The organism is Falsarthrobacter nasiphocae (assembly GCF_031456275.1).
Taxonomy (GTDB): domain Bacteria; phylum Actinomycetota; class Actinomycetes; order Actinomycetales; family Micrococcaceae; genus Falsarthrobacter; species Falsarthrobacter nasiphocae.
In genome coordinates, this window is sequence record NZ_JAVDUI010000001.1 from 464,473 (window position 1) to 479,420 (window position 14,948).

12 protein-coding genes are annotated in these 14,948 nt (G+C 72.3%); 9 read left to right on the forward strand and 3 right to left on the reverse strand.

What is annotated here, in order from left to right; all coding sequences use genetic code 11:
• Nucleotides 1-140: 140 nt before the first annotated feature.
• The 8 genes from J2S35_RS02045 (at nt 141) to nhaA (ending at nt 9,698) form a co-directional block, all read left to right on the forward strand.
• A complete protein-coding gene (locus J2S35_RS02045) occupies nt 141-1,493 on the forward strand; it encodes a glutamyl-tRNA reductase (protein WP_309849284.1) in 1,353 nt (450 codons plus the stop codon).
• Nucleotides 1,494-1,577: 84 nt separating this feature from the next.
• Nucleotides 1,578-2,213, forward strand: a complete 636-nt coding sequence (locus J2S35_RS02050; protein ID WP_309849286.1) for a TetR/AcrR family transcriptional regulator — start codon at nt 1,578-1,580, stop codon at nt 2,211-2,213.
• 11 nt (nt 2,214-2,224) lie between these two features.
• The gene (locus J2S35_RS02055; protein ID WP_309849287.1) at nt 2,225-2,449 is read left to right on the forward strand and encodes a DUF3107 domain-containing protein; all 225 of its coding nucleotides are present in this window, start codon (nt 2,225-2,227) and stop codon (nt 2,447-2,449) included.
• Nucleotides 2,450-2,508: 59 nt separating this feature from the next.
• Nucleotides 2,509-3,996, forward strand: coding sequence for an RNB domain-containing ribonuclease (locus J2S35_RS02060; protein WP_309849290.1), 1,488 nt, complete (start codon nt 2,509-2,511; stop codon nt 3,994-3,996).
• Nucleotides 3,997-4,046: 50 nt separating this feature from the next.
• Nucleotides 4,047-5,330 (forward strand): MFS transporter, encoded by a 1,284-nt coding sequence (locus tag J2S35_RS02065; protein WP_309849292.1) that lies wholly within the window; start codon nt 4,047-4,049, stop codon nt 5,328-5,330.
• A 221-nt stretch (nt 5,331-5,551) separates the two neighbouring features.
• Nucleotides 5,552-7,273 (forward strand): DEAD/DEAH box helicase, encoded by a 1,722-nt coding sequence (locus J2S35_RS02070; protein ID WP_309849294.1) that lies wholly within the window; start codon nt 5,552-5,554, stop codon nt 7,271-7,273.
• A 3-nt stretch (nt 7,274-7,276) separates the two neighbouring features.
• The gene (locus tag J2S35_RS02075) at nt 7,277-8,281 is read left to right on the forward strand and encodes a DNA-methyltransferase (RefSeq protein ID WP_309852977.1); all 1,005 of its coding nucleotides are present in this window, start codon (nt 7,277-7,279) and stop codon (nt 8,279-8,281) included.
• A gap of 109 nt (nt 8,282-8,390) precedes the next feature.
• A complete protein-coding gene (gene nhaA, locus J2S35_RS02080) occupies nt 8,391-9,698 on the forward strand; it encodes a Na+/H+ antiporter NhaA (RefSeq protein ID WP_309849297.1) in 1,308 nt (435 codons plus the stop codon).
• Nucleotides 9,699-9,821: 123 nt separating this feature from the next.
• On the opposite strand, the gene J2S35_RS02085 is transcribed toward nhaA, so the two are convergent.
• Both J2S35_RS02085 and J2S35_RS02090 read right to left on the reverse strand, forming a co-directional pair.
• Nucleotides 9,822-10,661 carry a PHP domain-containing protein gene (locus J2S35_RS02085; protein WP_309849299.1) on the reverse strand — a complete coding sequence of 280 codons (840 nt, stop codon included), beginning with the start codon at nt 10,659-10,661 and terminating at the stop codon, nt 9,822-9,824.
• Between the two features lie 77 nt (nt 10,662-10,738).
• On the reverse strand, nt 10,739-12,625 hold the full coding sequence (locus J2S35_RS02090; protein WP_309849301.1) for an acyltransferase family protein: 1,887 nt from the start codon (nt 12,623-12,625) through the stop codon (nt 10,739-10,741).
• 194 nt (nt 12,626-12,819) lie between these two features.
• On the opposite strand from J2S35_RS02090, the gene J2S35_RS02095 reads away from it, so the two are divergent.
• Nucleotides 12,820-14,376, forward strand: coding sequence for an aminopeptidase P family protein (locus J2S35_RS02095; protein ID WP_309849303.1), 1,557 nt, complete (start codon nt 12,820-12,822; stop codon nt 14,374-14,376).
• A 37-nt stretch (nt 14,377-14,413) separates the two neighbouring features.
• Here the strand turns inward: J2S35_RS02095 and J2S35_RS02100 are convergent, their stop codons facing one another.
• Nucleotides 14,414-14,947 (reverse strand): general stress protein, encoded by a 534-nt coding sequence (locus J2S35_RS02100; protein ID WP_309849305.1) that lies wholly within the window; start codon nt 14,945-14,947, stop codon nt 14,414-14,416.
• Nucleotide 14,948 lies beyond the last annotated feature (1 nt).

Sequence of the window (14,948 nt, forward strand, 5' to 3'; positions counted from 1 at the left end):
GCGTCCTTTGCTCGGGGTGCGTGGGTGTCCTTGAGGTCCGATTCTATCGACCGCGCGCCCCGCCCCCGCCCGAGCGGCGCGCAGGTGAGGCGAGCCTTCCTCGTTCCGAATGTCGGGACGGGAGTACGATGGGACGCGCTGTGGTTTATCTTTCCCTCGTCGCGACGCACTCAGACCTGGACTTGGAGCGCATTGCCCGCATGAGCGCGGCTGCCCCCCAGGTCATGTCAGCGACGAATGATTCGCCCCTCCTTCGCGGGCTCGTCCTTCTCTCCACCTGCAATCGCTTCGAGGTCTACGCCGAGGTCCCCTCCGCGGAGGACGTCGAGGCGGCGCGCGCCGAGATCGTCGCGGCCGTCGCGGAGGGCTCCTCCCTCTCCGAGGCCTTCGTCTCCGCATCCCTCTCCACCCTCGTGGGCGACGACGTCCCGCGGCACCTCTTCGCCGTCGGCGCCGGTCTCGACTCCGCCGTGGTCGGTGAGCGCGAGATCGCCGGCCAGGTTCGCCGGGCACTCGTCCTCGCCCAGGAGTCCTCCACCGCCTCCGGCCAGCTGACGCGGCTCTTCCAGGCCGCAACGCGCACGGCCAAGGACGTGGGCTCGCAGACCGCCCTTGGGTCCCAGGGCAAGTCCATTGTCTCCGTGGGGCTGGACCTCGTCGAGGAGTCCCTGGACCCGTCCACCCCCCTGGCCGAAGGCACAGCCGTCATCTTCGGCACTGGCGCCTACGCGGGCGCGTCCATGGCGCTGTTGCGCGAGCGCGGCGTCACGGACATCCGCGTCTTCTCCCAGTCGGGCCGCGCCCACGAGTTCACGGCTGCGCGCGGCGGCACCCCCCTCACCGCCGAGACCCTCCCAGCCGCCCTCGGCGAGGCACAGATCATCCTCGGCTGCAGCGGAGGAGACCGCCGCATCACGGGCGCCGAGCTCGCTGCGGCCCGGACGAGCGCCGACGAGTTCTTCGTCCTCGACCTCGCCCTGACCCACGACTTCACCCCGGACGTCGCCTCCATTCCGGGGGCAGAGGTCCTCACGCTCGAGTCCATTCGCCTGGCCGCGCCGGCCGAGGCGGCCTCGGCCCTCGAGGACGCCCGCCTGATCGTCCATTCGGCGGCCGAGTCCTTCATTGCGGAGCGGACCGCCCGCCAAGTGGACGGCGCCGTCGTCGCCCTCCGCCGCCACACGATGGACGTTCTGGAGCGCGAGCTCGAGAAGGTGCGCGTGCAGCACGGCTGCACCGCCGCGGGCGAAGAGGTGGAGTTCGCACTCCGCCGGATGGTCCGGCAGCTCCTCCACCTGCCGACCGTGCGCGGGCGCGAGCTCGCCGCCCAGGGCCGCGCCGGAGACTACGTCGCCGGGCTCGAGGCCCTGTACGGCATCACCGCCGAGGTCCCGGAGGCCCCCTCCGCGTCCCCGGCAGACCGCGCGGCTCCTCAGCCCGCCGGTCATCCTCGCGAGGCGGGCGAATCCTGCCCCGTTCCGCGCACCGCGTAGCGCCCGGCATCCCCCACCCTCGCCGAACCACCCCATCCCCCACCCCACGGGCGCACCAGCGCCCCGGAGAGATTGGTCCCGCACATGACTTCCCCAATCACCCCCTCGCCTCGTCCGCGAGCCGCCCGGATCCCCGCAGCGGAACGCCGAGCCCAGCTCCTCACTGCCGCCTACGAGGTCTTCTTCGAGAACGGCTTCCACGGGGCCTCCATGGACGACATCGCCGATCGCGCGAGCGTCTCCAAGCCCGTCCTGTACCAGCACTTCGAGGGCAAGGACTCGCTCTACCTCGTTCTCCTCGACGCGTGCATCGGCAGCCTGGCCGCCTCGCTCCGGGACGCCATGTCCTCGACGACCGACAACCAGAAGCGCATCGAGGCCACGCTCCGCGCGTTCTACACGTACGCCGAGAAAGAACACCGCGGGTACCGGATCATCTTCAACTCGGACGTCGCGGCCATGCCGGAGGTCGCCAAGCGGCTCGAGCTGTTCCACCACAACTTCATGATGAGCATCGCTGAGCTCCTCGTCGAGGACACCGGCATGCCGCAGATCGAGGCCGAGCTGCTGGCACGCGGCCTCGCCGGCGCCGCCCAGATCTCGGCCCGCGGCTGGGCCATGCAGCCCCACGGGGAGCGGGTCTCCCCCGAGCGGGCCGTGACCATCATGACGAGCCTGTTCTGGGACGGCGTGGCCCTCATGCCCGGCCTCCCGAAGTAGGCTTGTGAGCTATGGAAATCAAAATTGGAATCGACCACGCGCCCCGCGAGCTGACCATCGACTCGACGGTCGACCACAAGGCCATCGAGGCCCAGGTCGCCGAGGCCATCGAGAACGGCTCCGTCCTTCGCCTGCGTGACCGGAAGGGCACCGAGCACATCGTTCCCGGGGGCAAGATCGCCTACGTCGAGATCGGCCACGAGAACACGCGCCCCGTCGGCTTCGGCGCGCTCTAAGGAACTCGGCCCCGCTAGCCGTCCCTACCGTCGGCGCCCGCGCCGTGAAGAGAGTGGTCATGGTCCTGCCCCGCATTCCCGTCCTGCCCCGAGCGGCCGCGCCCGCCGAGGCGCAGAGCGAGCTCACGGCGCGCCTCGACGCCCTGCTGAACGAGTTCGAGGCGCCGTCCGAGTTCTCGCCGGAGGCCCTTGCTGACGCGGAGAGGGCCATCGCGGCCCACGCCGCCGGGCAGGGTGCCCCGTCCGTGGACCTGCGAGACGTCCCGTTCGTCACGGTGGACCCGGCGAGCTCCACGGACCTGGACCAGGCCGTCTTCCTGGCCCGCGCGGGCGCCGGCTACCTCGTGCGCTATGCCATCGCGGACGTGCCCTCGTTTGTCGAGCCCGGCTCGGCACTCGACGCGGAGACCCGCGAGCGCGGCCAGACGATCTACCTCCCCCACCGGCGGATCGGCCTGCACCCGGGGGCGATCTCCGAGGACGCGGGCTCCCTCCTGCCGAATGTGGACCGCTGGGCGTACGTCTTCACCTTTGAGCTCGGGGAGGACGCGGGCGTCTCTCGGATGGAGGTCGAGCGGGCGGTGATCCGCTCGACGGCGAAGCTCTCGTACGAGGGCGTGCAGGCGGACCTGGACTCGGGGTCCCCGTCCGAGTTCGCGTCCCTGCTGCGGGAGGTCGGCGAGAAGCGGATCGAGCTGGAGCGCCAGCGCGGCGGCGCGAGCCTCAACCTGCCGGAGCAGGAGGTGGAGATCGCGGAGAGCGGGCGCATTGTCCTGACGAGCCGCGCTCCCCTGCCCGTGGAGACGTTCAACGCGCAGATCTCCCTCATGACGGGCCTCGAGACGGGGCGGCTGTTCGTGGAGCACGGCGTGGGCCTGCTGCGCACGATGCCGGCTCCCGGCCGGGAGGCTCTCGCGGAGTTCCGGGCGCGGGTCAAGGCGCTGGGGACGCCCTGGCCGGAGGGCGTGCCCTACGGCGAGTTCTTGCGCTCGCTGGACACGTCGGACCCGCACCAGCTCGCGGCCATGTACGCGGCCGGCTCGCTCTTCCGCGGCGCGGGGTACCTGGCGCTGCCTTCGGGGGAGGACGACGACGGGGCCGCCCTCATCCAGGCCGCCCTCGGCGCCCCCTATGCCCACACGACGGCCCCGCTGCGGCGGCTCGTTGACCGCTTCGCGCTCGTCGTCGTCGAGGCCCTGTCCGCCTCGCGCCCTGTCCCGCCTGAGGTCCTTGACGCCCTCCCGCAGCTGCCTGCGCTCATGAAGGCCTCGGACCAGCGGGCGGGGCAGGTCCAGCGGGCCGCCCTTGACCTCGTCGAGGCATTCGTCTTGTCGTCGCGCGTCGGGGAGGTCTTCTCCGCGGAGGTGACGAGCTCGTCCAAGGGAAAGGCCGCCATCCAGATCGCGGACCCTGCCGTGAGCGCTCGCGTGTCCACGGACGCGACGCCGGGCTCCCAGGTGCGGGTCCGGCTTGCGGGCGTGGACCTGGACGCGCGGACGCTCTCGTTCGAGGTCGTGGGGCCTCAGGAGACGCAGCAGACGTCCTAGCCGGCGCGGGCTGATTGACACAGTTCAATCGCGTGTGGAAGGCTGAGCGCATGCCTTTGCCCCGGGCCCTGCGTCCTTTCACCGTCCCCGCCTACCGCTGGCTCGTCGCATCGATGACGCTGAGCGTCTTCGCGGCGGGCATGTGGGTCGTCACCCTGGCCTATGAGGTCATCGACCTCGGCGGAGGCCCCTCCGCCCTGTCGTTCGTCGCGAGCATCTCCGCGGTCGTCCTCGTGGCGCTCGCCCTGCCCGGGGGCATCCTCGCGGACCGGACGGACCGCAAGCGGATCCTCGTCACGGTCGAGGCCCTCAACGCGGTGGCCATGGCCGTGACGAGCGCGGCGGCCCTCCTGGGCGTCCTCCAGCTCTGGCACCTGGCCGTCTCCGCCGCGCTCCTCAGCGTGTCCGTGGCGTTCTACTTCCCCGCCTACTCGGCCATCCTGCCTCGGCTCCTCCCGCCCGGGCACCTCTTGGCCGCCAACGGCATCGAGGGCATGGTGCGCCCTGCCTTCCTCAACGCCCTGGGCCCGGCGGCCGCGGGAGCCCTCATCGGCGCCTTCTCGCCGCACGCGGGGGTCTTCGCGTGCCTGCTCCTCTTCGGAGCGGCCACCGCCACGGCGCTCGGACTGCCCGCCGGCGCGGGGGCGGTGGCGCGGGACGCGGCCGCCGAGCCGACCACCGCCCTCCAGGACTTCGTCGAGGGCGCCCGGTTCGCCCGGGACACGCCGTGGTTCGGGTGGACGCTCGTGTGGGCGTGCTGCGTCGTCCTCGTCTTCATCGGCCCCATCGAGGTCCTCTTGCCCTTCCTCGTCCGGGAGCAGCTCGGCGGGGGCGCGAGCATGTTCGCGCTCATGCTCGCGTCCATGGGCGCCGGCAGCGTGCTGGGCTCGTGGCTCACGGCCTCCCGCCCCCTGCCGCGGCGGTACCTCACGACGATGCTCGGGCTGTGGGGCGTGATCGGCCTCATCCCCATGGCGCTCCTGCCCGTCGCCGGCTCGCCGTGGACGATGGGCGCCGTCATGGCCATCCTCGGCGCGAGCGGGTCCGCCGGGCAGGTCATCTGGGGCACCCTCCTGCAGCGGCGCGTCCCGCCCGAGCTGCTGGGCCGGGCCTCAAGCCTCGACTTCTTCGTCTCCCTCGCCCTCATGCCGCTCTCCATGGCGATCGCGGGCCCCCTCGGGGAGCGATTCGGGCTGACGCCGCTCTTCGTGGCGCCAGCCGTCGTCGGCCCCATCCTCAGCCTGGCAGTCTGGACGAAGGCGAGACTCTGGGAGGACGAGGTGGCGCACCCCCTCACGGATCACGAGGATCTGGAGCCCGTCCCTGTAGACTGAGACGTGCACATGTACCCTGCGTGATGCCCGGTTGCACCGAATACAAGTCAATGTCGAGTCCGCGCGCCTCCACGGCCGCGACGCCCCGCAGTGCACTCCGCTCGCCCCGGTTGGAGGGATCCCGCCGCCCGCCGCGAGCACGTCCCTACCGCACCCGGCTTCACCACCGCGAGCCGCCGCGCCCTCACGCGCGCCTCGCCGATCACGAAACACGGTGAACCATGACCGAGACCCCCACGCACCCCCAGGACACCCCGGACGCCCGCACCGACGCGGCCGCCGAGCTGGGCGAGACCGTCGCCGAGACGGTCACCACCGAGGCCACGAAGGCCGCTGTCCCCGAGACGTTCGCTGACTTCAACGTCCTCCCCGAGATCGTCGAGTCGCTCGCCAACGCGGGAATCCACCACCCGTTCCCCATCCAGGCGATGACCCTGCAGGTTGCCCTCGGCGGCGGAGACGTCATCGGACAGGCCAAGACGGGAACGGGCAAGACCCTCGGCTTCGGGATCCCCGTGCTCCAGCGGGTGGCGGGGCGCTCCGACGCGCGCTACGCCGACCTCGCGGTGCCCGGCGCGCCGCAGGCCCTCGTCGTCGCCCCCACCCGCGAGCTCGCCGTCCAGGTGTCCGAGGACCTCTCCCGCGCGTCCGCCAAGCGCGACGTGCGCATCGCGACGATCTACGGAGGCCGCGCCTACGAGCCGCAGATCGAGCAGCTCAAGGCGGGCGTCGAGGTCGTCGTCGGCACGCCCGGCCGCATCATCGACCTCCACCGCCAGCGGTTCCTCGACCTGTCCAACGTGCGGATCGTCGTCCTCGACGAGGCGGACGAGATGCTTGACCTCGGCTTCCTCCCTGACGTCGAGCGCCTCCTCTCCGCTGTGCCCGCCGTGCGCCAGACGATGCTCTTCTCCGCGACCATGCCCGGCCCCGTGGTCAGCATGGCGCGCCGCTACATGAGCCGCCCCACGCACATCCGCGCCACGGACCCCGACGACGACGGCTCGATGACCAAGCGCGACATCCGCCAGGTCGTCTACCGCGCGCACGCGCTCAACAAGGACGAGGTCGTCGCCCGCATCCTCCAGGCCGAGGGCCGCAGCCGCGCCGTCATCTTCACGAAGACCAAGCGCTCTGCCGCCAAGCTCGCGGACGAGCTCATCGACCGCGGGTTCGCCGCCGCTCCCCTCCACGGAGACCTCGGCCAGGGTGCGCGCGAGCAGGCCCTCCGCGCTTTCCGCAACGGCAAGGTGGACGTGCTCGTGGCCACCGACGTCGCCGCCCGCGGCATCGATGTCGACGACGTCTCCCACGTCATCAACTTCCAGTGCCCCGAGGACGAGAAGACGTACCTCCACCGCATCGGCCGCACCGGCCGCGCGGGCAACAAGGGCATCGCCGTGACGTTCGTGGACTGGGACGACCTCCACCGCTGGCAGATGATCAACCGGGCCCTCGAGCTGGACTTCCACGAGCCCGTGGAGACCTACTCCTCCTCGAAGCACCTCTACGAGGACCTCAACATCCCCGAGGGCACCAAGGGCCGGCTGCCCAAGCACCGCCGGACGCTCGCCGGGCTCGAGGCCGAGAAGGTCGAGGACCTCGACGGCAAGGGCGGCCGGGAGCCCCGCGAGGGCTCGCGGGGCGGGCGCGGCGCGGGGCGCAGCTCCCGGGGCCGGGGCGACGACGCAGGCCGCGGCGCCTCGACCCCCCGGGAGTCCGGCCGCTCGCGCAGCGCGGGAGGCCGCGGCGGACGCAGCGCCGAGGGCTCGCGCTCGGATGAGGCCCGCACCGAGGGGCCCCAGGGCCAGGCGCGGGAGGGCGGCTCGCCCCGGGGCGCCGAGGGCGGCGAGGGCGCTGCCTCGACCCGGGCCCCGCGGAAGCGCACGCGCCGGCGCGGCGGCTCGGGCCGCAGCGCCGAGGGCTCAGCCAGCGCGGAGTGACCGCTGACCTCCTTCGCTGACGCTCTCGGGGCGCTCGGCCCCGAGGACCCCGACTGGGTCCTCGAGGCCGAGAACCTCGCCGTCCTCCCGCAGCTGCCGGACGGCTCGTTCACGCTCGTCTACCTCGATCCGCCGTTCAACACGGGCCGCTCCCAGTCCCGAGCGGAGTCGAGCGCCCGCTCGCGACCGCTCGGGGACGGAGACCGCCGGGGATTCCGGGGACAGACCTTCGCCACGGTGGCCGGCCGCCTGCGCGCCTACGACGACGCCTTCGGCGACTACTGGGACTTTCTCTTCCCGCGGCTCGAGCACGCGTGGCGGCTCCTGGCGGAGGACGGCACCCTGTACCTCCACTTGGACTACCGAGAGGTCCACTACGCCAAGGTGATGCTCGACATCATCTTCGGCCGGGACGCGTTCCTCAACGAGATCATCTGGGCCTACGACTACGGCGCCAAGGCCCGCTCCCGCTGGCCGTCGAAGCACGAGACGATCCTCGTCTACGTCAAGGACCGGGCCCGCTACCACTTCGACTCCTCCGAGGTGGACCGCGAGCCCTACATGGCCCCGGGCCTCGTCACGCCCGAGAAGGCCGCGCGGGGCAAGCTGCCCACCGACGTCTGGTGGCACACGATCGTCTCGCCCACGGGCAAGGAGAAGACCGGGTACCCGAGCCAGAAGCCGCTCGGCCTTCTGCGCCGCATGATCTCGGCCTCGACTCGCCCTGGGGACCGCGTCCTTGACGTCTTCGCGGGCTCGGGAACGACCGGCGCGGCCGCGCGAGAGCTCGGGCGGCGCTTCCTCCTCGTGGACTCCAACCCCGAGGCCATCGAGGTCATGGCGTCGCGGCTCGGCGCCGCAGAGGACGGCCCCGTCCGGCTCCTCCGTGCGGCTGACGGAGCCGGCCCGCCCCGGGATGTCAGCCCGTCCGACCGCGCCGGCCCGTTCGGCCGGGCCCCAGACGCCCGGCGTCTCGGGGGCCTCCCACTCGGCCCACGCGGCCTGTAGACTGAGGGCTTTGGTGTGCCGGGAAGTCTGGTCGGCGGGCGCGAGAGCGCTCTACGACGTCCACCGTGCCCCGGCCGCACCCGGCCGGGAGGAAGCAGAGGCTCACCCCGTGAACACTCCCACCCCGCACTCGTCCCCCGCCCCCGAGGCCGCTGATTCCGAGCGGCCCGTCGTCTTCGGGCCCGGCTCCCCGGCTGAGACGCGGCGCATCGGAGACCTCCTCCGCGCTGAGACCACGTCTGGCGTCCTTCTCATCGTGGCAGCCGTCATTGCGGTCATCTGGGCCAACTCGCCCTGGGCCGAGTCCTACACGGCTCTGCGGGACTACCGCTTCGGCCCTGAGGCCCTCCACCTCAACCTGACCGTTGGCCACTGGACGGCCGACGGCCTCCTGGCGATCTTCTTCTTCCTCGTCGGGCTTGAGCTCAAGCGCGAGATCGTGGCCGGAGACCTTCGCTCCCCCAGCAAGGCCCTCGTGCCCGTCGCGGCTGCCGCGGGCGGCGTCATCGTCCCGGCCCTCGTCTACCTGGCGGTCAACAGCGGGAACCCGGCTGGCCTTCGCGGATGGGCCATTCCCACGGCCACGGACATCGCCTTCGCGGTGGCCGTCCTCGCGATCGTGGGCAAGGGCCTGCCGAATCCGCTCCGGATCTTCCTTCTCACGCTGGCCGTCGTCGACGACCTCATCGCCATTGTCATCATCGCCGTGGCCTACACCTCGGAGATCCACTGGGGCCCGCTGCTCTTCGCGCTCCTGCCCATCGGGGTCTTCGCGTTCCTCGTCCACCGCCGCCCCGATCTCTTCGGCCGCCAGCGCCGGTGGGCCTGGGTCATGCTCCTGCCCCTGGCTGTGGTTGCGTGGGCACTGGTCCACGCGTCGGGCATCCACGCGACCATCGCGGGCGTCGTCCTCGGCCTCATCGTCCCCGTCTCGGGCCGGTTCGGCGTTGAGCTCGCGGAGATCCTCGAGCATCGCTTCCGCCCGCTGTCCGTGGGGTTCGCCGTGCCGCTCTTCGCTCTCTTCTCCGCCGGCGTGACCGTGGGCGGGCTCGAGGGGCTGGCCAAGGCCGCCACGGACCCTGTGGCCCTCGGCATCGTCCTGGCGCTCGTCGTCGGCAAGCCCGTCGGAATCGTGGGCACCACGTGGGCCGTCACGCGCTTCACGTCCGCGTCGCTGGACCGCTCGGTTCGCTGGGCGGACGTCGTGGGCATCGGCGGGCTCGCGGGCATCGGCTTCACGGTCTCGCTTCTCGTCACGGAGCTCTCGTTCGCGCCGACGGTCGCGGCGCACGACGACGCCAAGGTCGCCGTCCTCGCCGCCTCCACCATCGCGGCCCTGGTCTTCGGCGCGTTCCTTGCGGCCCGCAGCCGCTGGCACACTCGCCGGGCAGAGTCCGACGACGCGGCTGGCGCCTAGCCGAGCCCCGCTCCTCTCCGCCGTTCGCCCCCGCGTTTGGCGTGTGCCACCGACATTGCGGGGGGCCTTCGCCAAACATCGGGGCACACCGAGACGGGCCGGGCGCAGGTTCCCGAACGGGTCCTAAGTGAGGCCGCTCGTGGCCTGAGCGAGGATGGCCTCAAGGACCTCGGGCGCCGTCGTGTTCTCGCCCAGAACGTTGGGCTTGCCCCGACCATGGAAGTCGGACGAGCCCGTGACGAGGAGGCCGAGGTCCTCGGCGATGCGCCGGAGCTGCTCGCGCTCGTGCGGCGGGTTGTCGCGGTGATCGGCCTCGAGCCCCGCAAGGCCGGCGTCGACCATGGGACCCAGCGCGGAGTCAGGGAGGACGCGCCCACGCAGCCGGGCGCGCGGGTGGGCGAAGACCGGCACGCCGCCGGCCGCACGGATGGCGCGGATGGCCTCGCACGGCTCCGGCGCGGGGTGAGGCAGGAAGTACGGCGAGCCGCCCGCGAGGATCCCCGCGAACGCCTGCTCCCGGCTGGCCACGAGGCCCCGGGCGATGAGCGCGTCCGCGATGTGGGGGCGGCCGATCGTTGCGCCCTCCCCTGCGACGGCCTCGACGTCCGCCCACGTGAGCGGGTAGTCCTCGCCGATCAGCTCCACCATGCGCCGCGCGCGCGTGTCCCGGGCGGCCCGGGACCCGCCGAGGATGCCCGCCAGAGCCGCGTTCTCGGGATCAGGCAGGTAGCCGAGCATGTGGACGCTGATGCCCTCGGCGCTGCGGCAGGACACCTCGACGCCGCGGATGACCCGGACGCCGACGCGCTCGCCGGCGGCCATGGCGCGGCCCCACCCAGCGAAGGTGTCGTGGTCGGTCAGCGCGAGGGTCGTGACCCCTGCGCCAGCCGCCTCCTCGAGGAGCTCCTCCGGCCACTGGGTTCCGTCTGAGAAGGCCGAGTGGGTGTGGAGGTCGATCGTCATGGGTCGATCATACGGCGAAGCCGCGGCACCCACCCTGCGGGAGCCGCCGGACAGCGCGGAAGGCCCCGGCCGCCGGCCTAGAAGCTCTTGACGGCCCGGGTCACGGTCTCCACCCAGGCGCGGGAGGCGGTGGGCCCGGGGTGGACGCCGTCCGAGGCGATGTCCCCCGTCGTCGGGGCGGCCTGGTCCCACTCGGCGAGACGGACCCGGTCCCGGTGGGCCTGCGCGTAGGCGTGGAGCCGGGCGTTGACCTCAGCGATCCAGGGCTGGGGCCCGTACCCGGTGACGAAGACGAACCGGCGCTCCGGCCCGCCCGCCGCAACGACGCTCTCGAGGTTCTCGTCCGTGAACGAGCCGTTGGTCCCGAGCGCCACGACGACCGTCTGCCCGAGGCGCCCTTGCGCGTCGAGGGCCTTGATCCGCTCGGGGGCGTCCCACATCTGCTGGCCCACGTGCGCATCGAGCGCAGACTGCGGGTAGGCGGCGCGGATCGCGTCCGAGGCCGCCACTGTGACGGAGTCGCCGATGAACGTGACGGTCCGGGAGTCGATCCCCTGGGACTCGGCCGTCCCCGGTGGCGCGGCGCTGCCTGTCGGCGCCGGGGTCGGGGGCCCTGTGGGCGGGGCGGTCGGCGGCTCGGCGAGCCTCGAGGACTTCTGCTGCAGGGCCTCAAGCCTCGCCTGGTCTGCGGTCACGGCGGGGGCGGTGACGACGGCGACGAGCGTGGCCGCGGTCAGGGCCACCGCCACGGCGGCTCCCGCCGCGAGGCGCTTCCTCGCGCCGGCCGCCCGCCGGAGCGCGCCGCGGAATCCCCAGCGGAGCACCGGCTGCTCGAGGAGGCGCGCGGAGGCCTCGGCGAGCGCGAAGGTCAGCCCCACCGCGAGGCAGGCCCTCCCCCACATGAGATGCGGCTCGACCTCGCCGCCGGTGGGGTCCGGGAGCCAGGCGGCGGCCAGGACAAGGAGCGGCCAGTGCCACAGGTACAGCGCGTAGGACCGGTCCGCGACCCACCGCCACGCCCCGGCGAGAGGCCCCTGGGGGTTGACGGAGGCGAGCCGACCCGTGGTGCCGAGACGGACAAGGATCGCGGCTGCGAGGGAGAAGACGAAGATGCCGCCGAGCTGCGAGGCGGGTGCCGTGTCCGGCAGGAGCCACTGGGAGGCCAGGAGCACGGAGAGCGCGGCGGCCCCGGCCGCCCAGCGCACGAGCGGGCGGGTCTGCCGGACGACCGGCAGGCACGCGACGCATGCGCCCAGGAGGATGCCGCTCGCGTGGGTGAACGTGTTGAGGTAGGCCTGGTTGAGGTCGCGCGTCACGAGCCACACGCCCGCCATGCCGAGGGCCGAGGCCGCGGCGGCGCCCGCAGTCCACGCTCGGAGGCGGGCCCGCATCGCGGTGAGCGGCCGCGCCCGGCCCCGGACACTCGCGGCCGCGGCGAGGACGGCCCACGGCCACACGAGGTAGAACTGCTCCTCCACGGCGAGAGACCACATGTGCTTGAGCAGCTGCGGTGTGCCTGCGTCGAAGTAGGACGATCCTGCGGCGAGCTGGACCCAGTTCGCCGTGGACGTGACCGCCCCGAGGACCTGGCGTCCAAGCCGGACGCGGACGTCGTCGGGCGCGGAGAGGGCGAGGGCGCACGTGCCCAGGAGCATGAACGCGAAGGCCGGGGCGAGGCGCCGGACCCGCTTGAGGTAGAAGTCCGCGAAGAAGGCGCGCAGGGTCAAGGGATCGCGGCCATCGGCGGGCTGGAGGCGCTCCCCCGCGCGGGCGAGGAGGCCGCGCGTGATGAGGAACCCGGAGAGGACGAAGAAGAGGTCGACGCCGAGGTAGCCCGCGGGCAGGGCGCCGGGAAGCGCGTGGTAGGCGATGACGAGGAGGACCGCGGCGGCCCGGAGGATGTCGAGCACCGCGTATCGCGGGCGCGAATGCTTCACGTCCGGCGGGCCGGGTACGGTTGACACAGAGCGAGCACTTTCTCTGCACGTGGGACGGCGGCCTTGGCTACCGGCACTTTGTGCCAGTCCACATGCAGGAGTCCATCCTAATCACAGGGTGCCTAAACATGCGATGCATGGGCGTCCTCACCCGCGGGGCGGGTGCCTCGCACGCGAGAACGACCCACCCCTGACCGGGGCACACCACGAGGAGGAACAGCATGACGGAATCTATGCCGCAGCCCACGGCTGAGACGGACGCCCAGCCCATCGAGGCCCGGGGGGACAACCGGTCCCAGCGCCCCTCGAGTGAGAGCTTCCGCCGCTTCATGACGAGCCAGTGGGCCCCGCAGAGCACCGAGCTCCCCGCGCGCGAGCCCGTCGCCGACTTCGCGGCCCGCCGCCGCCTGGCCCTCTCCCGCCTCTTCCCGGGCGAGCGTCTCGTCATCCCCGCAGGCCCCCTCAAGGTCCGCTCCAACGACACCGACTACCGCTTCCGCGCCCACTCCGCCTTCGCGCACCTGACGGGCCTCGGGACGGACCGCGAGCCGGATGCGGTCCTCGTCTTCGAGCCCACCGCAGAAGGAGAGGGCGACGACGGGGGCAACCACACCGCGACCCTGTACTTCCGCCCGCTGGCCGGCCGGGACACGGACGAGTTCTACTCCAACGCCCGCTACGGCTCATTCTGGATCGGGGACCGAGACGGCCTCGAGGCCATCGCCGCGAGCCACGGGATCGCCACCGCCCACTCCTCCGAGCTGGAGACGGCCATCACCCGCGACGCGGGCGCGGTCGAGATCGGCGGCATGCGCGTGCGCCTCATCCGCGAGACCGATCTCAACTGCGATGCGCTCGTGGACACGTCCCGCATCAACACGGGAGTGGACCTGGAGCGCAGCGACGCGCTCGACGCCGAGCTGGCCGCCGCCTGCTCCGAGCTGCGCCTCATCAAGGACGAGTGGGAGGCGGATCAGATGCGCCTCGCCGTCGACACCACGCTTGAGGGCTTCCGCCGCTCCATGAAGGAGCTCGGCCGCGCCATCTCCCACCGCCGGGGCGAGCGCGTCATCGAGGGCGCCTTCTTCGCCCATGCCCGCGAGGAGGGCAACGACCTCGGCTACGACACGATCTCCGCGTCCGGCGACCACGCGACCACCCTCCACTGGATCCGCAACAACGGCGAGATCAAGGCAGGAGACCTGCTCCTCATGGACGCCGGCGTCGAGGTGGACTCCCTCTACACCGCGGACGTGACGCGCACGGTCCCCGTCTCCGGGACGTTCTCCCCCGTCCAGCGGCGCATCTACGAGGCTGTGCTCGAGGCCGCCGACGCCTCGTTCGCGGCCGCGTCCCGCCCGGGCGCGAAGTTCGCGGACCTGCATCGGGTGGCCACCGAGGTCCTCGCGAAGCACCTCCACGCGTGGGGCCTGCTGCCTGTGAGCCTCGAGGAGGCGCTTTCGAGCGAGGGCCAGCAGCACCGCCGGTGGATGCCGCACGGCACGAGCCACCACTTGGGCCTCGACGTCCACGACTGCGCGCAGGCGAAGCGGGAGCTCTACCTGGACGCCGAGCTCGCCGAGGGCATGTGCTTCACGATCGAGCCCGGCCTCTACTTCAAGAAGGACGACCTCTCCGTGCCGGAGGAGTACCGGGGAATCGGCGTGCGGATTGAGGACGACATCCTCATGACGAGCGACGGCCCGGTCAACCTCTCGGCGGCCCTCCCGCGCACGGCCGACGACGTCGAGGCGTGGATCCAGGACTCCCTCTCCTGACCGGTCACTCTCCGGCCCGCTCCTGCGGCGCTCTCGCCTAGGAGCGGGCCGGGTCCTCCGGGGAGGACGACGACGGCGCGCCGCCCGCAAGGATCTGGCGGGCCTGCGCGGCCGCCGCCGGCTCGCAGAGGACCTCGTAGCTCGTCGCCACGGTCTGGCTCGTGGAGAGGAAGTCCCTCTGGCCCCGCTTTGTGGCGTAGCCGATGACGTTCATGATCGTCCAGATGCACGCGCCGATCACGACCATCGGCAGGATCGACGCCCAGTTGTGGTCCGGGAGGAAGAGCGCGAACCCGATCCCGATGATGAGGCCCATGACGACGCCCGTCGTGGCACCGGAGAGGGCCACGCGCGGGTAGCTCAGGCGCTGAACGACGCGCTCGACGCTCACGAGGCCCTTGCCGACGATGCTGAGGTTCGCGACCTCGAAGTCCGAGTCGGCGAGCCGGTCCACGAGGGCCTGGGCGGGCTCGTAGTCCGGGAACGTTCCAAGGACGGTTCCGGTGATGCGGGGCTGGGCCTGGGTGCTGAGGGCCGCCTGGGGCGGCATGGGGGTCTGAGAATGACTCATG